The sequence below is a fragment of the Pseudomonas sp. CBS genome, assembly GCF_024734645.1.
GTDB lineage: Bacteria > Pseudomonadota > Gammaproteobacteria > Pseudomonadales > Pseudomonadaceae > Aquipseudomonas.
Genome location: NZ_CP102929.1, coordinates 5,003,035 through 5,021,929, shown reverse-complemented (window position 1 = coordinate 5,021,929; position 18,895 = coordinate 5,003,035). Strand labels below are relative to the sequence as shown.

18 protein-coding genes are annotated in these 18,895 nt (G+C 61.0%); 8 read left to right on the top strand and 10 right to left on the bottom strand.

What is annotated here, in order from left to right:
• Positions 1-5 precede the first annotated feature (5 nt).
• From ureE to NVB75_RS22915, 5 genes are all read left to right on the top strand, one after another.
• Complete coding sequence (gene ureE / locus NVB75_RS22935; protein ID WP_076018025.1) at positions 6-506, top strand: urease accessory protein UreE; 501 nt, start codon at positions 6-8, stop codon at positions 504-506.
• Positions 503-1,177, top strand: coding sequence for an urease accessory protein UreF (locus tag NVB75_RS22930; RefSeq protein WP_258343442.1), 675 nt, complete (start codon positions 503-505; stop codon positions 1,175-1,177). The genes ureE and NVB75_RS22930 overlap by 4 nt, the downstream gene beginning before the upstream one ends.
• A 23-nt stretch (positions 1,178-1,200) precedes the next feature.
• Entirely contained in the window at positions 1,201-1,815 is a 615-nt protein-coding gene (gene ureG, locus NVB75_RS22925; RefSeq protein WP_003217431.1) for an urease accessory protein UreG, read from the top strand.
• Between the two features lie 24 nt (positions 1,816-1,839).
• A complete protein-coding gene (locus tag NVB75_RS22920; protein ID WP_258343440.1) occupies positions 1,840-2,412 on the top strand; it encodes a HupE/UreJ family protein in 573 nt (190 codons plus the stop codon).
• 185 nt (positions 2,413-2,597) lie between these two features.
• Positions 2,598-3,728: an AGE family epimerase/isomerase gene (locus tag NVB75_RS22915; protein ID WP_258343438.1), complete on the top strand. Its 1,131-nt coding sequence runs from the start codon at positions 2,598-2,600 to the stop codon at positions 3,726-3,728.
• Here the strand turns inward: NVB75_RS22915 and NVB75_RS22910 are convergent.
• The 9 genes from NVB75_RS22910 to NVB75_RS22870 form a co-directional block, all read right to left on the bottom strand.
• Positions 3,700-4,605: a cation diffusion facilitator family transporter gene (locus NVB75_RS22910; protein WP_258343436.1), complete on the bottom strand. Its 906-nt coding sequence runs from the start codon at positions 4,603-4,605 to the stop codon at positions 3,700-3,702. The genes NVB75_RS22915 and NVB75_RS22910 overlap by 29 nt on opposite strands.
• A 223-nt stretch (positions 4,606-4,828) precedes the next feature.
• The gene (locus NVB75_RS22905; RefSeq protein WP_003217437.1) at positions 4,829-5,596 is read right to left on the bottom strand and encodes an SDR family oxidoreductase; all 768 of its coding nucleotides are present in this window, start codon (positions 5,594-5,596) and stop codon (positions 4,829-4,831) included.
• A gap of 805 nt (positions 5,597-6,401) precedes the next feature.
• Positions 6,402-7,118, bottom strand: a complete 717-nt coding sequence (locus tag NVB75_RS22900; protein ID WP_063033374.1) for an ABC transporter ATP-binding protein — start codon at positions 7,116-7,118, stop codon at positions 6,402-6,404.
• Complete coding sequence (locus tag NVB75_RS22895; RefSeq protein ID WP_258343433.1) at positions 7,115-7,990, bottom strand: ABC transporter ATP-binding protein; 876 nt, start codon at positions 7,988-7,990, stop codon at positions 7,115-7,117. The genes NVB75_RS22900 and NVB75_RS22895 overlap by 4 nt, the downstream gene beginning before the upstream one ends.
• Complete coding sequence (gene livM / locus NVB75_RS22890; protein WP_167664835.1) at positions 7,987-9,264, bottom strand: high-affinity branched-chain amino acid ABC transporter permease LivM; 1,278 nt, start codon at positions 9,262-9,264, stop codon at positions 7,987-7,989. Before livM ends, NVB75_RS22895 begins: the two co-directional genes overlap by 4 nt.
• Positions 9,265-9,266: 2 nt before the next feature.
• A complete protein-coding gene (locus NVB75_RS22885; protein WP_003217447.1) occupies positions 9,267-10,181 on the bottom strand; it encodes a branched-chain amino acid ABC transporter permease in 915 nt (304 codons plus the stop codon).
• Between the two features lie 213 nt (positions 10,182-10,394).
• Positions 10,395-11,531: an ABC transporter substrate-binding protein gene (locus NVB75_RS22880; RefSeq protein WP_017478363.1), complete on the bottom strand. Its 1,137-nt coding sequence runs from the start codon at positions 11,529-11,531 to the stop codon at positions 10,395-10,397.
• A gap of 387 nt (positions 11,532-11,918) precedes the next feature.
• Positions 11,919-13,202, bottom strand: a complete 1,284-nt coding sequence (locus tag NVB75_RS22875) for an FAD-binding oxidoreductase (RefSeq protein WP_076018034.1) — start codon at positions 13,200-13,202, stop codon at positions 11,919-11,921.
• A gap of 170 nt (positions 13,203-13,372) precedes the next feature.
• Entirely contained in the window at positions 13,373-14,863 is a 1,491-nt protein-coding gene (locus NVB75_RS22870) for an aldehyde dehydrogenase family protein (protein ID WP_226475853.1), read from the bottom strand.
• A gap of 154 nt (positions 14,864-15,017) precedes the next feature.
• Between NVB75_RS22870 and NVB75_RS22865 the strand changes: the two genes are divergently transcribed.
• The 3 genes from NVB75_RS22865 to nadE all read left to right on the top strand — a co-directional run bounded on the left by NVB75_RS22865 (position 15,018) and on the right by nadE (position 18,185).
• On the top strand, positions 15,018-15,914 hold the full coding sequence (locus tag NVB75_RS22865) for a LysR family transcriptional regulator (RefSeq protein ID WP_258343432.1): 897 nt from the start codon (positions 15,018-15,020) through the stop codon (positions 15,912-15,914).
• Positions 15,915-16,139: 225 nt separating this feature from the next.
• The gene (gene pncB / locus NVB75_RS22860; RefSeq protein ID WP_076018037.1) at positions 16,140-17,354 is read left to right on the top strand and encodes a nicotinate phosphoribosyltransferase; all 1,215 of its coding nucleotides are present in this window, start codon (positions 16,140-16,142) and stop codon (positions 17,352-17,354) included.
• Between the two features lie 3 nt (positions 17,355-17,357).
• Positions 17,358-18,185, top strand: a complete 828-nt coding sequence (gene nadE / locus NVB75_RS22855; RefSeq protein ID WP_177025915.1) for an ammonia-dependent NAD(+) synthetase — start codon at positions 17,358-17,360, stop codon at positions 18,183-18,185.
• A gap of 111 nt (positions 18,186-18,296) precedes the next feature.
• Here nadE and azu read toward each other — a convergent pair whose 3' ends face one another.
• Complete coding sequence (gene azu, locus NVB75_RS22850; RefSeq protein WP_008439083.1) at positions 18,297-18,743, bottom strand: azurin; 447 nt, start codon at positions 18,741-18,743, stop codon at positions 18,297-18,299.
• Positions 18,744-18,895: the final 152 nt, after the last annotated feature.

The window sequence follows — 18,895 nt, the reverse complement described above, 5'->3', positions numbered from 1 at the left end:
TTCTGATGCTGGTGATCCACCGCCGAATCGCCCCCGAACCCGTCTGGGCCGCCGAGTTGCTGCTGAACTTCGAAGCCCGCAGCAAAAGCCGTCTGCGCTGTTTCAGTGCCGATGGAGAAGACGTCGGCCTGTTCCTGGAGCGCGGCCAATCGCCGCTGCACGATGGTGAATTCCTACAAGCCGAAGACGGACGTGTCGTACGCGTATGCGCCCGCCCTGAACAACTGTTGCACGTCACCTGCAGCAGTGCCTTTGAACTGACCCGCGCGGCCTATCACCTGGGCAATCGCCATGTCGCCCTGCAAGTGGGTGATGGTTGGTTGCGCCTGCTGGATGACTACGTGCTCAAGGCCATGCTTGATCAGTTGGGTGCGACGACTGAAACCATCGAGGCCCCCTTCCAGCCGGAACACGGCGCCTATGGCGGCGGCCACCATCACTCCCGCCATGGTGACGAAGACTTCAACTACCCGCCCAAACTGCACCAGTTCGGCGTACGTCTATGAACCCAGCCTGGGCGCTGTTGCGTCTGGCCAGTCCGCAGCTGCCGATTGGCGGCTACAGCTATTCCCAAGGCCTGGAAATGGCCGTGGAGCAAGCCCGCGTGATCGACCCGGCGAGTGCCGGGCGCTGGATCAGCGATCAACTGTTGCTCAACCTGGCGCGCTTCGAAGCGCCGCTGCTGCTCGCCCACTGCAAGGCCGCCGCTGAACAGGATTGGCCGCGCCTCGCGCAGTTGTGTGAGGAACACCGCGCCAGCCGCGAGACCCGCGAGCTGTACCAGGAAAGCCGGCAAATGGGTTATTCGCTGCATCAACTGCTCAACGGTTTGCCGGAGCTGGATGATCACGCGCGGGCGTTTCTCGCGCAGCGACCCGAACCGCACCTGGCCCTGGGCTGGGCGCTGGCCGCCCGCGCCTGGCAGATCAGCCCCGACGACGCCCTGGCCGCGTGGCTGTGGAGCTGGCTGGAAAACCAGCTGGCGGTGCTGATGAAAACCTTGCCACTGGGCCAGCAAGCCGCCCAGCGCCTGACCAGTGAACTGCTGCCGCTGCTGCAACAAGCCCAGCAGAGCGCCAGCCAACTCGACCCCAATCACTACGGCAGCGCCGCCTTTGGCCTGTCCCTGGCGTGCATGGCCCATGAGCGCCAGTACAGCCGCCTGTTCCGTTCCTAGGGCACTTTATCTTGGAGAATCATATGAACACCCAACCCCTGCGCGTCGGCATCGGCGGCCCGGTCGGCTCCGGCAAGACCGCCCTGACCCTGGCCCTGTGCCTGGCCCTGCGTGATCGCTACAACCTGGCGGTGGTCACCAACGATATCTACACCCGTGAAGACGCCGACTTCCTGGTGCGCAACCAGGCCCTGGCGCCCGAGCGCATCATCGGCGTGGAAACCGGCGGCTGCCCCCACACCGCGATTCGCGAAGACGCCTCGATCAACCTCGAAGCGGTAGACCAACTCAACCGGCGCTTTCCCGGCCTGGACCTGATCCTGGTGGAATCCGGCGGCGACAACCTATCGGCCACCTTCAGCCCGGAACTGTCGGACCTGACCATCTACGTGATCGATGTGTCGGCCGGCGACAAGCTGCCGCGCAAAGGCGGGCCGGGGATCTGCAAATCCGACCTGCTGGTGATCAACAAGATCGACCTGGCGCCGCTGGTGGGCGCGTCCCTGGAGCTGATGAACAGCGACACCCAGCGCATGCGCGGCGGTAAACCTTTCGTCTTCAGCAATCAGAAAACCGGCGTCGGCCTGGAAGAAATCGTCGCCTTTATCGAACGCCAGGGCTTGCTGACCGCAGCCTGATCAACCTCAACAAGGAGCCTGTCCATGCGCCTCAATACACTTATCGCTGCCGCAGCGTTGCTGCTCACTCCCGCCCTCGCCTTCGCCCACCCCGGCCATGGCGACAACGGCCTGGTGGCCGGTATCAGCCACCCGCTGGGCGGCATCGACCACTTGCTGGCGATGGTCGCCGTAGGCCTGTGGGCCGCCCAACAAAAAGGCTCAGCACGCTGGGCGCTGCCGTGCACCTTTGTCGGCACCATGCTGATCGGCGGAATGCTGGGCTTTGAAGGCCTGGCATTGCCGGCGCTGGAAAGCGGGATCGCCGCGTCGGTGCTGGCGCTGGGCCTGGCGGTTGCGCTGGCGGTGCGTCCGCCGTTGTTCGTGGCAGTGGCGGCCACTGCACTGTTTGCGCTGTTCCATGGCGTGGCGCATGGTTTGGAGCTGCCGGATATGTCCAGCCCTTGGGCGTATGCCATAGGGTTTGTGGGTGCGACGGCGGTTTTGCATGCTGCCGGTTATGCCGTGGTGCGTTTCCTGCCGGCGGCGGCTGCGCCGTTGGTGCGGGTGGCGGGTGCGGTTTCGGCGGCGACTGGGGTTTGGTTGCTCGCTGCCTGAGATTTCCAGCGCTCCTGAGGGCCTCTTCGCGAGCAAGCCCGCTCCCACATTCGACTGCATTCCAACAATGGAACTCGATCGAATGTGGGAGCGGGCTTGCTCGCGAAGGCGGCAGTAAAGACAACACCGATCCCAAGCCTGATACCATGTCGCGCAAACACCCCCTGCCGTGACGACGCCAGCCGATGCCCATCGCTCCAAGCTCCGCCCTCAAGCCTCAATTGACCGCTGTGTTGACGCACTTCCACGACCTGATCGTGCCGCTCTGGCATGGCCCGGGCTGGAATGCCGACCTGGCGCTACCCTATGAGGCCCTGGACGCCGACCATCGGCCGTTGCCCCCGCAACGCTACCGCGCCATGGCCTGCGCACGGCAGTTGTACCTGTTCGCCAGCCTGATCGGCGAGCCCGGCGCAGCCTTTGCCGAGGAGCGCGCCGCCGCGCTGTTCCGTTCCCTGCAACGGCACTTCCACGACGCCGAGCACGGCGGCTGGTTCTACAGCATCGACGCCCACGGCAAGCCGCTGGATAAACGCAAGGACCTCTACACCCACGCCTTCATCATCTTCGCCTGCGCCCACTATTGGGCCAAGGTGCGTGAATCGCTGGTGGAGTCGGTGCTCGATGCCGCCCTGGAAGTGGTCGCCGAACGCTTCGCCACCGGCGACGGCCTGTACGAAGCGGTGCTGGAACGTAACTGGTCGTCCCTCAAGTCCGGCCCTCTGCAAAACCCGTTGATGCACCTGGCCGAAGGCTTCCTTGCCACGCTGGCCGTGCGTGAAGACGCCGTCACCCAGGACGCATTGCTGGACCTGGCCAACGCCATGCAGAAGCGCTTCATCGACCGCCAACACGGGGTGATGATGGAAAAACCCCTGGGTGCTGTGGATAACTGGTTTGAGCCGGGGCACCAGTTCGAATGGTTCTTCCTGCTGGAGTCTTCGGACTTGTTGCGAGGTACACCGCTGCACGCGTCCCTGAACAAAGCGTTCAGCTATGCCGAGCAAAAGGGTGTGGATAACCTGACCGGTGCGGTCAGCGGCATGCTGGCCCTGGACGGCAGCGTACGCGACGGCACCCAACGCATCTGGGCCCAGGCCGAATACCTGCGGGCGCTGACCTTGCGGCCCAACAGTGAAGCCGTGCTGCACCGCCAATTGCTGGCGTTGCAGCAGCGCTTCCTGCACGACAAAGGCTGGAATGAATGCCTGGATGCCAAGGGGCAAGTGAGCCGACGGGATATGCCGTCGACCACGCCTTACCACTTGGCGACATGCTACCTGGGCCTTACGCAATCCATTTGCGATCCCCGGTAAAACTGATCGTCAGCCAGCGCGCCGCGTCCGGTTTGCCCAGCCCTGTGGATATTTCTTCGCGCAGCCCGTCCAGGGTGGCGACGTTATCCACCGGGTAATCCGCCGGCAGCACCACATGAATCTCGATAAACCGCGCCCGCCCGTGCTTCTGCACGTAGGACACGTAATCATCGAAACCATGCTTGGCCACCACCGCCTCCATCACTTCGCGGACCTTGCCGTCCAGTTGGTCCGGCACAATCCCCAGCACATCCCGCAGCGCCGGGCGCAGGATCTTGAAGGCCGGCGCCAGCATGCTCAGCGCCAGCAGAATCAGGATCAACGGGTCGACGTACACCGCCCACTGCCCATAGCCCTGGGACTTGAGCAACAGCGCCGCCAGGAAGCTCACCAGCAGCCCCACCGACAGCATCGCGTCCACCAGCCAGCTGATGTTGTCGAACTGGATCAGCGACGACTTGAGCGTGCGATTGCGGTAACGCACATAGAAGAAATAGGCGAACTCGACGACGGTAAACACCGCCGCGTAGATGATCACCAGGCCCAACTCGATATCGCGCCCGCCATTGATAATGCCGAACACACCGTTGAGAAACGCATAGATGGCGATCAACAGCAGGAAACTGCCTTCGATCAGCAGCACCATGGGTTCCAGGTGCCAGTAGCCGAACTGGAAACGTTCGTTGCTTTTCTTGGCGATCAGCTTGGCCGTGATCAGCATCAGCACCTTGATGGCGGTGGCGATCAGCGAGAAAAAGCCGTCGAATAAGATCGATTGGGCGCCCGACACCACACCCGTGACAATCCCGGCGATCGCCACGGCGAACATCAGGATGGTCGATTGTTTGAGCAGCGACTGCTCACCTCGGTTACTCACATATCCTCCTGTCAAAACCTTTGAACCGCACAGCGCGGCGGGGTTTTCAGGGGTGGAGTGTACCTTATGTCCTGTTTTGGCCGATTTGCCGCATATTCAAGGCTGACAAAAACCTGTGGCGAGGGAGCTTGCTCCCGCTGGGGCGCGGAGCGGCCCTGGCTTTTTTGGGGCCGCTTCGCAGCCCAGCGGGAGCAAGCTCCCTCGCCACAACAGCTCGACGAAATCAGGCCTTGGCGCCACGCTCAATCGCAAACCCGGCCCAGGTCTGGCTGACCGGCATCAGTTCCAGACGGTTGATGTTCACGTGTGCCGGGGTGTTCAGCACCCAGAAGATCGTGTCCGCAATGTCCTGCGGCTGGATCGGCTCGGCGCCGGCATAGGTCGCGTCATAACGCGCCTGGTCACCGGCAAACCGCACCAGGGAGAACTCGCTTTCGCACAGGCCGGGCTCAATGTTGGTCACGCGCACGCCGGTGCCCTGCAAGTCGCACCGCAGGTTCAGCGAGAATTGTTTGACGAAGGCCTTGGTGCCGCCATACACATGGCTGCCCGGGTACGGGTAGCTGCCGGCGATGGAACCGAGGTTGATGATGCCGGCGCCACGGCCGTGGGCGATCAGGCGCGGCAACAGCAGACTGGTGGTGGTCAGCAGGCCTTTGATGTTGGTGTCGACCATGGTTTCCCAATCGTCGAGGCTGCACTTGGGCGCAGGGTCGGTGCCCACCGCCAGGCCGGCGTTGTTGATCAGCCCGCGCAGCGTGGCGAAGGACGGCGGCAGGTTGGCGATTGCCTCTTCCATGGCCTTGCGGTCACGTACGTCCACCACCAGGCCGAGTACTTCGGTCTGCTTGGAGAGCTCGGCGCACAGGGCGTTCAGACGCTCTGCGCGGCGGCCGGTGAGCACCAGTTTCCAGCCGGCTTCGGCAAAACGGCGGGCACAGGCTTCGCCAAAACCGGAGGTCGCGCCAGTAATAAACAGCGTATTGGACATGGTGTTCTCCTTGCAGGGCTACGAGGTAAAAAATCAGCCAGCAGAATGCCCGGCTGCCGGGCTGGCGGCAACTGATACGCGCTGTGGGCAGCGGTGAAGGCGGCTCATACTGTACGAAATTCAACCAATCAATTGGGAGCCATACAGGCTGTGGCGTTCAGCCATGTGCGCGCACCTTATCCACAGCCCCGTCCACAGTCTTTGGGGGCAAGTGCAAAAGCTGAAAGCCACGGTGTACAAGGCTTTCAGCGCGATTCAAAAAGTTTTTTGCTTGACCTGGACCCAGCCATATGTAGCCCGGTTCAAAACAGTGCACTCAGGACGATGGCTACAGGCCAGTCATTCCGGCCTCTGCGGCACTCTTTCCAGAGTTTAGTCACAGACTTATCCACAGGCCGGAGTGACATATTCCGGTCATATACCTGTGTCTTTAAACAGGTTGACAAAACCCTCGGGCGGTCACGAAAAACTCACTGATCAATAAACAACCACCACGCTGCAAGCCACGAAAACAAAGGCCTCCAGCCAGCTACTCCCACGTTACCCACAGCCGGTTCCACAGTGGTTGGGGACAAGTCAAAACTGTGACAAAACAGGGATTTGCGGCGGCTATATGTCGCGCTTTGGCAGGTGTCTGGATTTGTTGTCCACAATTTCAGGAAAGCGCTGTGGATGATCGTTCCCACGCTGATCGTTCCCACGCTCTGCGTGGGAATGCAGGCCGGGACGCTCCGCGTCCCAAAGCGTGACGCAGAGCGTCACAAGAGGCGTTCCCACGCGGAGCGTGGGAACGATCAGAGTTACATCAGTGCCCGCCGAGGTAGGCGTTGCGCACCTCTTCATTCACCAGCAGTTCCTTGCCGGTGCCTGTAAGGCGAATCTCGCCGTTGACCATCACGTACGCCCGGTCCGACAAGCGCAGCGCATGGTTGGCGTTCTGCTCCACCAGGAAGATGGTCATGCCGGTAGACGCCAGCTCCCGCAGCGTGGAAAAGATCTGCTTCACCACAATCGGCGCCAGCCCCAGGCTCGGCTCGTCCAGCAGCAACAGCTTGGGCCGGCTCATCAGCGCGCGGGCGATGGCGAGCATCTGCTGCTCACCACCGGACATGGTCATTGCCCGCTGGTTACGCCGCTCCTTGAGCCGCGGAAACAGCTCGAACATCCGCTGCATGTCCTCGGTAGCAAACTTGTCGCCAATCGGGATGGTGCCCATCAGCAGGTTTTCCTCGACGGTCATGTCGGGGAACACCCGCCGCCCTTCCGGCGACTGCGCAATGCCGTTGGAGGCGATGTAGTGGGACGACTTGTGGGTAATGTCGACGCCGCGATAGATGATCTGCCCGGACTCGGCCCGTGGCTGGCCAAAGATCGACATCAGCAGCGTGGATTTACCCGCGCCGTTGGAGCCGATCAGGCTGACGGTTTCGCCTTCGTTGATGTGCAGCGAGACTTTCTTCAGGGCCTGGATCGGGCCGTAGTACACGTCCAGGTCTTTCAGTTCGAGGATTGGCTCACTCATACCAGCTCCTCTTCATCAGCGCCCAGGTAAGCCGCGATCACTTTAGGATCGTTGCGGATTGCTTCAGGGCCACCTTCAGCAATCACGTTGCCGTGGTCCAGCACCACGATGTGGTCGGAAATACTCATCACCATGCCCATGTCGTGTTCGATCAGCACCACCGTCAGGTCGTGCTCGTCCCGCAGCAGGCGAATCATCGCGCTGAGGGCTTCGGTTTCCTGGGGGTTGAGGCCGGCAGCCGGTTCGTCGAGGCAGATGATCTGCGGCCGGGTGCACATGGCGCGGGCGATTTCCAGGCGGCGTTGTTGGCCGTAGGACAACTCGCCGGCCAGGCGGTTGGCGCAGTCCACCAGGTCCACCACTTCCAGCCAGTAGAAGGCATGGTCGAGGGCATCGCTTTCAGCCTTGCGGTAACCCTTGGTGTTGAGGATGCCCGCGAGCATGTTGCGGTTGACCCACATGTGCTGGGCCACCAGCAGGTTCTCCACCACCGACATTTCCTTGAACAGGCGAATGTTCTGGAAGGTGCGCGCCAAACCGGCACGGTTCACCAGGTGGGTGCCGCCGAACATTTTGTAGAACACCCGGCTGAAGAAGCTTTTCGGTGAGACAAAGTCAGTGACCTTGAAGCGCTCGCCCAGCAGCTGGATCACGTTGGTCTGCTTGCCGCGCACATTGAGTTCGATCTTGCCGCCGGAGGCTTTGTAAAAACCGGTGAGGCAGTTGAACACCGTGGTCTTGCCGGCACCGTTGGGGCCGATCAGGGCGAAGATCGAGTTGCGTTCGACCTTGAGACTCACATCGCTCAAGGCCTTGATGCCACCGAAGTGCATCATCAGGTGTTCCACGGAGAGGACGACTTCCTTGCTCATGGCGCCACTCCTTTACGTGGGACTACACCGGTACGGCTGATACGAATCAGGCCTCGTGGTCGCCAGATCATCATCACCACCATCAACACGCCGAACAGCAGCACGCGGTATTCAGAGAAGCTGCGCAGCAGTTCCGGCGCCACGGTCAGCACGAACGCGGCAATCACTACGCCGACGGTCGAGCCCATGCCGCCCAACACCACGATGGCCAGGATCAGCGCCGACTCGAAGAAGGTGAACGACGACGGGTTGACGAAGCCCTGGTAGCTGGCGAAAAACACCCCGGCCAGGCCGGCAGTGGACGCGCCGATGGTGAACGCCGAGAGCTTCACCAGCACGTGGTTGAGGCCCATGGAACGGCAGGCGATTTCATCTTCGCGCAAGGCTTCCCAAGCGCGGCCCACCGGCATGCGGGTCAGACGGTGCTTGATATACAGCACCAGCAGCACCACCAGGAACAGCACGATGTAGATGAACAGGAATTTGAAGTTGGGGTTGTAGTCGATGCCGAAGAACTCGTGGAACGGCACCCCACCATCCTTCGCCTTACGCACGAACTCCAGGCCGAAAAAGGTTGGCGACGGCACCGGCATGCCGTTCGGGCCACCGGTAAACGACAGCCAGTTGTTCAGTACCAGGCGGATGATTTCACCGAAGCCCAGGGTCACGATCGCCAGGTAGTCACCGTGCATTCGCAACACCGGGAACCCGAGTATGCATCCCGCCAACGCCGCACAGATCGCCGCCAACGGCAGCACCGTCCAGAAGCCCAGGCCGAGGTATTGATAACCCAGCGCCAGGCCGTAGGCACCGATGGCGTAGAACGCCACGTAACCCAGGTCGAGCAGCCCGGCCAGGCCCACCACGATGTTCAGGCCCAGGCCCAACAGCACGTAGATCAGCCCGAGAATGACCACGGTCAGCAGGTACTTGTTGGCAAAGAACGGGAACACAATGGCAATCACGATCAACGCCGGGATGATCCAGCGCAGGCGCGATTTGTAGTCCGGCTTGAGTACATGCACACCGGAGCCGGTGCTTTCAAAACCCTGGAGAATCCGCAGGCCCTTGGGGGTTTGCAGGAACAGGCTCATGGCGAACCGGCCAACCATCACGATGGCCACCAGGATGCCGACACGCGCCGGTTGCAGGTTGAAGCTGTAGCCGTCGAGGACCACGCCGACGATCGGACCGAACACGATCAGCGAAATCAGCCCGGCGAGTACCGCATCGACGACACTTTTCTTGATATCGATAGAGTAGGCAGCAGACATAGTTATACCTTCGCCACGAGTGGGCGACCGAGCAGGCCCTGGGGACGGAAAATCAGGATCACCACCAGCAGGGAGAAACTGAACACGTCTTTGTAGTCAGAGTTGATCAACCCCGAGAACAGCGACTCGGAAATACCCAGGATGATCCCGCCCAGCATGGCCCCAGGCAGGGAACCGATGCCGCCGAGTACCGCTGCGGTAAATGCCTTGATGCCGATGATGAAGCCGGCATAGAAGTCGAACGTGCCGTAGTTCAGGGTGATCAGCACACCGGCCAAGGCGGCCATGGCGGCACCAATCACGAATACGTAGGAGATGACCCGGTCGGTGTTGATGCCGAGGATCGACGCCATCTTGCGGTCTTGCTGGGTTGCGCGGCACATGCGGCCGAGCTTGGTGTACTTGATGATGTAGGTCAGCAGGCCCATGCCGACAAACGCGGCCACCAGGATGAACACCTTGGTGTAGGTCAACTGCACGAAGCCGGTGCCGATATCGACTCTCCAGGCGCCGGCCAGCAGCGTCGGGATGCCTTGTTGCTTGGCGCCCTGGGCGATCTGCGCGTAGTTCTGCAGGATCAGCGAAATACCGATGGCGCTGATCAGCGGTGCCAATCGGGTGGAGTTACGCAGCGGTTTGTAGGCGACACGCTCGATGACCCAGCCGTAAACGCCGGTGACGACGACGGTGAAGATCAAGGTGCCAAGAATGAGCAGCGGGAAGGATTCGATGCCGAAGTAAGCCAGCAGTGCCAGACTGATCGCCGCGAGGTAAGCGGAAATCATATAAACCTCGCCATGGGCGAAGTTGATCATGCCAATGATGCCATAGACCATTGTGTAGCCGATGGCGATCAAGCCATAGACCGACCCGAGGGTCAGCCCATTGACCAGTTGCTGCAGGAAAATACCATCCATAACGCAATCTCACGCAGTGAGAGCCTGCACACGGGTGCGTGTGTGTGCGGATCTTCTAGGAGGAAAACAGAGGCTCGGCACTCGCCCACTGCAGGAGCGCGCTTGCTCGCGAAAAACCCGAGAGCGACGCATGCATCCAGGATGCCCGCGTCATCGTTGACGTTCTTCGCGAGCAAGCTCGCTCCTACAGAGAGGTCATGCAGTCAGTTCGGATTACTTCTGCTTTTCCAGCTGGTGATACTTGCCATCCTTGTCCCACTGGTAAACCACATAGTCGGAGACTTTCAGGTCGCCCTTGGCGTCCCAGGTCTTCTCGCCCATGACGGTTTTGACCGGGTGGGCTTTCAGCCACTTGGCCGCGTCTTCGCCCTTGTTGGACTTGGCGCCATTGAAGCCAGCGGCCAGGGCCTGGAGTGAAGCATAGGCATACAGGGTGTAGCCTTCAGGCTCGGTGCCACTTTTGCGGAACTCTTCCACCACCGCCTTGCTGTCTGGCAGCAGACGCGGGTCGGCGCCAAAGGTCATGTACACGCCGTCCACATACTGTGCGCCGCCGGCGGTCGCTACCAGTTCGTCGGTGACCACACCGTCATCGGACATGAACTTGACGTCTTTCAGGCCGGCTTCACGAATCTGGCGAACCAGTGGACCGGCTTCCGGGTGCAGGCCGCCGAAGTACACGACATCAGCACCGGTGGAGCGGATCTTGGTGACCAGGGCGCTGAAGTCTTTCTCGCCACGGGTCAGGCCTTCTTCCAGCACCGGCTTCACGCCACGCTTGGTCAACTGCGCCGCAGTGGCGTCTGCCAACCCTTTGCCGTAGGTGTCCTTGTCGTTGATAACCGCGACTTTCTTGCCCTTGAGCACGTCGACAATGTAGTCACCGGCCACGATGCCTTGCTGGTCGTCACGGCCGCACATACGGAACATGGCGGTCATGCCGCGCTCGGTCACTTGCGGGTTGGTGGAGCCTGGAGTGATCGCGATTACACCCGCGTCGTTATAAACCTCGGAGGCCGGAATGGTGTTCGAGGAGCAGAAGTGCCCGACCACACCGATCACTTTGTCCTGGTCGACCAGACGGTTGGCCACGGCCACGGCCTGCTTGGGTTCGCAGGCATCGTCGCCGGCAACCAATACGACTTTCTCGCCATTGATGCCGCCGGCCTTGTTGATAACGTCGGCTGCCGCCTGGGCACCTGTCATGTACTGCTTGCCAAATGCCGCGTTGGCACCGGTCATCGGCCCCGCTACGCCAATCTTCACATCAGCTTGAGCAAACGCAGAAACACCCAGCGCCGCAGTAACGGCGAGGGCTAGAAAACCTTTCTTGTAAAACGTCTGGGACATGAGTGGTGCTCCGAGGTTTTTGTTGAATTGGCATTCTTTTAATAACAGCCGGCTTCACTTCAAAAGCTTTCGGAAAGCCCAGAGCAAGCGGCGTGCCATTACGTTTTTATTATTCAAAAAGACACGGTGTCATTGTTATTACAGGTTTTTGGGCGCCTTTTGACTGGACGTGCAACCGTCTATCTCAACCGGGTGCAACCATTGGACCCATAAAGTGCAACCCGACCCATCAAGCACTGCAACCCGGCCATTAAACGGCCACCCTTGAACCTGTAACAGCGTGCGTAACGGAAGTGCACATTTACAGTGCGTTACTGCTACGACTCGCACCAATACAGATTAGTAGCCTGCTAAGAAAATGCAGGCTTCTGAGCGGTATTTCGTTGATCAGATCACGATCCGCAGGCATTGGCCCGCGTGATACAGCGAGAATCCCGCCTCATATAGACAGCTGCGCAGGCCCACACCGGCCAGCGGCTGCATGGGTGCAAAGGGGATCGGCAACGCCTGTGGATCCTGATGACACAGGTAGTCCGCGAAGGCTTTGCCCACGACACTGCCGGTCGTCACGCCGCGCCCGTTGTAACCAGTGACGGCCACCAGCCCGGGGGCTGGTTCGAACAGGCGCATCAGGTGGTCCGGCGTGAAGGCGATGCAGCCGGTCCAGGTGCACTCCCACTGCACCGGCTTGAGGTACGGGAAATAGTGCTGCTGCACCCGATCGGCCCAGGCCTTGAGGAACCAGGCGGGTTTCTGGTTGCCGTTGCCCAGGCTGCCGAGCAACAGCCGGCCCTCGGCGTCGCGGCGGATGCTGCTGAGTACCTGGCGGGTGTCCCAGGAGCCTTGGCCGCCCGGGAGAATTTGTTGTGCGGCTGCGTCGGTCAGCGGGGCCGACGCCACCTGATAGTAATAACCGGGGAAGAAGTTGCGGCGCAGCTCGGTCCACTCGCCTTCGGTGTAGGCGTTGGAAGCGATCACCACCTGTTCAGCCTGCACTGAGCCCTGGGCAGTCTGCACAGACCAGTGCTGGCCCTGGCGTTCCAGTTGGGTGACTGGGGAATGGTCAAACAACTGCCCGCCCAGGCCGACTGCGGCATTGGCCAAACCGCTGGTGTAGGCCATCGGGTTCAAGGTGCCGGCACGTCGATCCAGCAAGGCGGCAGCAATCTTTTTGGTACCGGTGGCTTGCTCGCAGGCCGCGCCGGTCAATAGCTCCACCGGTGCGCCGCGACGCTTCCATTGTTCTTCACGACTGCGCAGATCCGCCTCGCCACGGGCGTTATGCGCCATGTGCAACGTGCCCTCGCGGCGCAGTTGGCAATCGATGTTGTATTTGTCGATCAGGCTGAACACCAGGGACGGTGCCGCGCCGAGCATGCGGTTGAGCTGGCTGCCTACCGCTTCGCCGAAACCGGCTTCGATCTCGTCCGGGGGAATCCACATCCCGGCGTTGACCAGCCCCACGTTGCGCCCCGAACCCCCGTGGCCGGTGCGATGGGCTTCGAGTACGGCGACGCTTTTACCTTGTTCCAGCAGGTGAATGGCCGCCGACAAACCGGTGATCCCGGCGCCGATCACGCACACATCCACCTTGACCTCGCCCTTGAGCGCAGCGCGGTCCGGCCGGCCAGGGGTGAGTTGTTCCCACAAACATGCTTCGCGTAATGCCATTGCCAGACTCCGATGAGACCTAACAAACCACTTTTCCGAGTTGTAAATACGGGCCAATGTGGGAGCGGGCTTGCTCGCGAAAGCGGTGGATCAGATAAGCATTCGTTGACTGACACACCGTTTTCGCGAGCAAGCCCGCTCCCACATTGACCTCACTCCGACCTGAGGTATCAGTCGAAGGTAATGCCCTGAGCCAGCGGCAGTTCCAGCGAGTAGTTCACGGTGTTGGTCTGGCGACGCATGTACCCGCGCCATGCATCCGAACCCGATTCACGCCCGCCACCGGTCTCTTTCTCACCGCCAAACGCGCCACCAATCTCCGCGCCGCTTGGGCCGATGTTGACGTTGGCGATCCCGCAATCACTGCCCACCGCCGACATGAACTGCTCAGCTTCACGCACGTCAGTGGTAAAGATGCACGAAGACAGGCCTTGTGGCACGGCATTGTTCAGGCGCAGCGCCTCAGCAAAATCGGTGTAGCCAACCACGTACAGAATCGGTGCAAACGTCTCGGTGCACACCACATCACTCTGCTCCGGCATTTCCACAATGGCCGGCGACACGTAGTAAGCGTTGGGGAACGTGTCTTCCAACTGACGCTTGCCGCCAAACACCCGGCCGCCTTCGCTCAAGGCTTGCTCCAGGGCGTCCTGCATGTTTTCGAAGCTGTGTTTGTCGATCAGCGGGCCGATCAGGTTGCCTTCCAGCGGATGGCCGATGCGCACTTTGGAATACGCGGCCTTGAGGCGGGTGACGATTTCCTCTTTCACCGACTCATGGGCGATCAAGCGGCGCAGGCTGGTGCAGCGCTGCCCGGCGGTACCGACGGCGCTGAACAGGATGGCGCGCACGGCCATGTCCAGGTCGGCGCTTGGGCCGAGGATCATCGCGTTATTGCCGCCCAGCTCGAGAATGCTGCGGGCAAAACGTGCGGCGACTTTCGGTGCCACTTCGCGACCCATGCGGGTGCTGCCGGTGGCGCTGATCAGCGCAACGCGCGGGTCATCCACCAGTGCGGCGCCGGCATCGCGGCCACCGATGATCACTTGGCTGAGGTACGGCGGCGCATCGCTGAAATTCTTCAGCACACGCTCAAACAACGCCTGGCAGGCCAGGGCAGTGAGCGGGGTCTTTTCCGAGGGTTTCCAGATCACCGCGTTGCCGCATACCAGCGCCAGCGCGGTGTTCCACGCCCATACGGCGACCGGGAAGTTGAACGCGCTGATCACGCCGACCACGCCCAGCGGGTGCCAGGTTTCACGCATGTGGTGGCCCGGGCGCTCGGAGGCAATGGTCAAGCCGTACAGTTGGCGCGACAGGCCGACGGCGAAGTCGCAGATGTCGATCATTTCCTGCACTTCACCCAAACCTTCCTGGGTGATCTTGCCGGCTTCCCACGACACCAGCTCGCCGAGGTCGGCCTTGTACTCGCGCAACACGTCGCCGAACTGGCGCACCAGCTCACCACGACGGGGGGCCGGTACCTTGCGCCAGGCGTCGAATGCATGCTCGGCGCGACTGACCTGCTGCTCCACCTCGGCGGCGCCTTCCCAGTGCACACTGGCAATCCGGCTGCCATCAATGGGCGAATGCACGGGTTGTTTACCCGACTGGTACAGCGCCGGGTTTACCCCGAGACGATCAAGCAATGCGGCAACCATGGGTCACTCCTTCAATCCACAAACAGAAATATGCGCCGCCAGTTCATACGGCGATCCAGACCTTATTTGTAGCTGGCCCAAGACTTGCCAACAAACGACGATTAGGCGAGATATCATTCCGTTTATTCATGCTAAGAACAAAAAGAGGCGTGCCGTGCTGAATAAAAGACATTTGCCCTCGATCACCGCCTTGCAGTGTTTCGAAGCGGTTACCCGCCACCTGAGTTTTACCCGCGCCGCCGAAGAGCTGAACCTCACCCAGAGCGCCGTCAGCAAACAGGTCGCGCAGCTGGAAGAACTGCTGCAGCACCTGCTGTTTCGCCGGGTGCGCCGCCGCTTGCAGATGACCCCGGCAGGCGATCTGTACCTGGTGGAAGTGCGCAAGATCCTCACCCAGGTGGAGATGTCCACCCATTACCTGCGCTCCTACGGCGGCGAGACTGAAGTGCTGCGGGTGTCCACGCCCTACACCTTCGGCGCGCGCTGGCTGGTGCCGCGCCTCAAGGGCTGGCGACTGCGGCATCCGCAGATTCACCTGGACCTGTGCAACGAACAGGAGCCCGACGACCTGCTGCAAGGCAAGGCCGACCTGGCCTTCTATTTCGGCCAGGGCTCACGGCCCGGCACCGAGAGCCTCAAGCTGTTCAGCGAAGAACTGGTGCCCGTGTGCTCGCCCGACAGCCTGCCGGCGCAACCATTTACCGACCCTACGCAACTCAGCGAACTGGTGCTGCTGCAAAACGCCTCGCGCCCCCAGGGCTGGCACGACTGGTTCGCTGCACAGGGCCATCACACCGAACACAGCTATCACGGGCCGCGCTTCGAAACCTTTTATATGTGCATCCGCGCCGCACAAGTCGGCTGCGGCGTGGCGCTATTGCCCAGGTTTCTGGTGGAAGAGGAGTTGGCCGAAGGCAAGCTGGTGATTCCCTGGGAGCACGCGATGCCGAGCCAGGATGCCTATTACCTGGCCTACCCCGAGCACTCGGCTGAAGTGCCCAAGGTGCGGGATTTTGTGAAGTGGATGATGGAGCAGGTTGAGTCTGATTGAGGCGCGTTGCCTGCAATACCGCCTTCGCGAGCAAGCCCGCTCCCACATTTGGAACGCATTTCAAATGTGGGAGCGGGCTTGCTCGCGAAGGCGTCAGGGGCCAAACAACAATGCCCAGCTGAAAAAACACTGGCAAAACAGCACAGGTCTATGCGCCACTAGCGCCATTCCTTAATTGTGCGTAAAGGTCGGCGCCCATCGCCGACCCGTCTGGAGATTCCCGTTATGAGCGAGAGTGTGTTTGCCGATCGCATCGTGCAGAACCTGCTCGACACCGACTTCTACAAGCTGACCATGATGCAGGCGGTGCTGCACAACTACCCGAACGTGGAAGTTGAATGGGAGTTTCGTTGCCGTAACAGTGAAGACCTGCGCCCGTACCTGGCGGAGATCCGCTACCAGATCGAGCGCCTCGCCGAGCTGAGCCTGAGCCCCGACCAACTGGGCTTCCTGGAACGCATCAGCTTCATGAAACCGGACTTTCTGCGCTTCCTCGGGCTGTTTCGCTTCAACCTGCGCTACGTCCAGACCGGCATCGAAAACGGCGAGCTGTTTATCCGCCTGCGCGGGCCGTGGCTGCATGTGATTCTGTTTGAAGTGCCGATGCTGGCCATCGTCAGCGAAGTGCGTAACCGCTATCGCTACCAGACCGTGATCCTCGAACAGGCCCGCGAGCAGCTGTATCGCAAGTTCGACTGGCTGACGGCGAATGCCAGCGTCGAAGAACTTTCCGAATTGCAGGTGGCGGATTTCGGCACGCGCCGACGCTTCTCCTACCGCGTGCAGGAAGAAGTGGTGAGCGTGCTCAAGCACGACTTCCCCGGGCGTTTTGTCGGCACCAGCAACGTGCACCTGGCCCGTGAGTTTGATATGAAGCCGCTGGGCACCATGGCCCACGAATGGATCATGGCCCACCAGCAACTCGGCCCGCGCCTGATCGACAGCCAGATCGCCGCCCTCGATTGCTGGGTGCGCGAGTACCGTGGCCTGCTGGGGATCGCTCTGACCGATTGCATCACCACCGATGCGTTCCTCGGCGATTTCGACCTGTACTTCGCCAAGCTCTTCGACGGCCTGCGCCACGACTCCGGTGACCCGGTGCAATGGGCCGAAAAGGCAATCGCCCACTATCACAAGCTGGGGATCGAGCCGATGAGCAAGACCCTGGTGTTCTCCGACAGCCTGTCGCTGCCCAAGGCGCTGGAGATTTTCCGCGCGCTGCGTGGTCGGATCAATGTGAGCTTCGGCATCGGCACCAACCTGACCTGTGACATTCCAGGTGTGGAACCGATGAGCATCGTGCTTAAAATGACCGCCTGTAATGGCCAGCCCGTCGCAAAGATCTCTGATGAAGCGGGCAAGACCCACTGCACCGATCCGAACTTCGTCGCTTATTTGCGCCACGTTTTCAAAGTACCTGCCCTACCCAGCAAGGAGTGAATCATGCAAGCCGTACAGCGCGAGATTGCTGAACAGCTCAAGGTCCAACCACCGTTCAAGGACCAGGCCGCCCTTGAGGCGGAGGTTGCCCGGCGCGTTACCTTTATCCAGGACTGCCTGCTCAATTCAGGCCTCAAGACGTTGGTGCTGGGCATCAGCGGCGGCGTCGACTCCCTGACCGCCGGCCTGCTGGCCCAGCGTGCGATGCAAGAGTTGCGGGCCGCCAAGGGTGACGATGCGTACCGTTTTATCGCGGTGCGCCTGCCCTACGAAACCCAGTTCGACGAACACGACGCCCAGGCGTCCGTGGACTTTATCGAACCCGACGAGCGCCACACGGTAAACATCGGCCCGGCGGTGAAATCCCTGGCCAATGAAGTGGCGGCGTTTGAAGGCAAGGCTGCGGTCTCCCGGGACTTCGTGCTGGGCAACACCAAGGCGCGCATGCGCATGGTGGCGCAGTACACCATCGCCGGCGCGGCCAGTGGTTTGGTGATTGGTACCGACCATGCGGCGGAAGCGGTGATGGGCTTTTTCACCAAGTTCGGTGATGGCGCCTGCGACCTGGCGCCGCTGAGCGGGCTGGTGAAGAACCAGGTGCGCGCGATTGCCCGGCACTTTGGTGCACCGGAATCGTTGGTGGAGAAAATCCCGACGGCCGACCTGGAAGACCTCTCGCCGGGCAAGCCGGACGAAGCGTCCCATGGCGTGACCTATGCCGAGATCGATGCGTTCCTGCACGGCGAGCCGGTGCGCGAGGAAGCCTTCAAGATCATCTGCGACACCTATCGCAAGACCGAGCACAAGCGGGTAATGCCGTTTGCACCCTGAGCACTGTAGGAGCGAGCTTGCTCGCGAAGATCGTCAACGAAAACGCGCCCATCCTGGATGAGCGCGGTGCCTTTGAGGTTTTCGCGAGCAAGCTCGCTCCTACAAGAGTGTTTACTTCAGGGTCACAGTGCCTTTCATCATCGAGATGTGGCCTGGGAACGAGCAGAAGAACGCATAGTCAGTGCCGGCCGCCAGCTTCGACACATCGAAGGTCACGGAGTCTTTCTCGCCAGCACCGATGATCTTGGTGTGGGCGATGATGCGGGTGTCGCCGTCTTTCAGGTAGTTCTTGTCGATACCGGCGGCCATGCCGTCGCTGGCGATGCCAGGCATGTCGGCGGCGGAGCTCAGCACCCAGTTATGGCCCATGACGTTTTTCGGCAAGCTGCCGGAGTGGGTCAACTCAACGGTGAACGTCTTGCAGCTCTTGTCGATTTCGATGGCCTTGGTGTTGAAGGACATCTGGTCAGTGGAGTCGACAGTGACCTTGCACTCTGCAGCAAGCAACTGGCCGCTAGCCAGAGTCAGCAGGGAAACAGCAACGAGTTTGGCAAACATGTGAATCTCCAGGGCAGGGTTTAAAAAACGCGTATTGCGACAAGGGTGCCTGAGGCAGGCGGGAATTCTTATGATCTGAGTCAACAGATTGTATACAACTTTAGGCTATCAGACTCATCGACACAATCTACCGGCCAAAGTACTGATGCCGG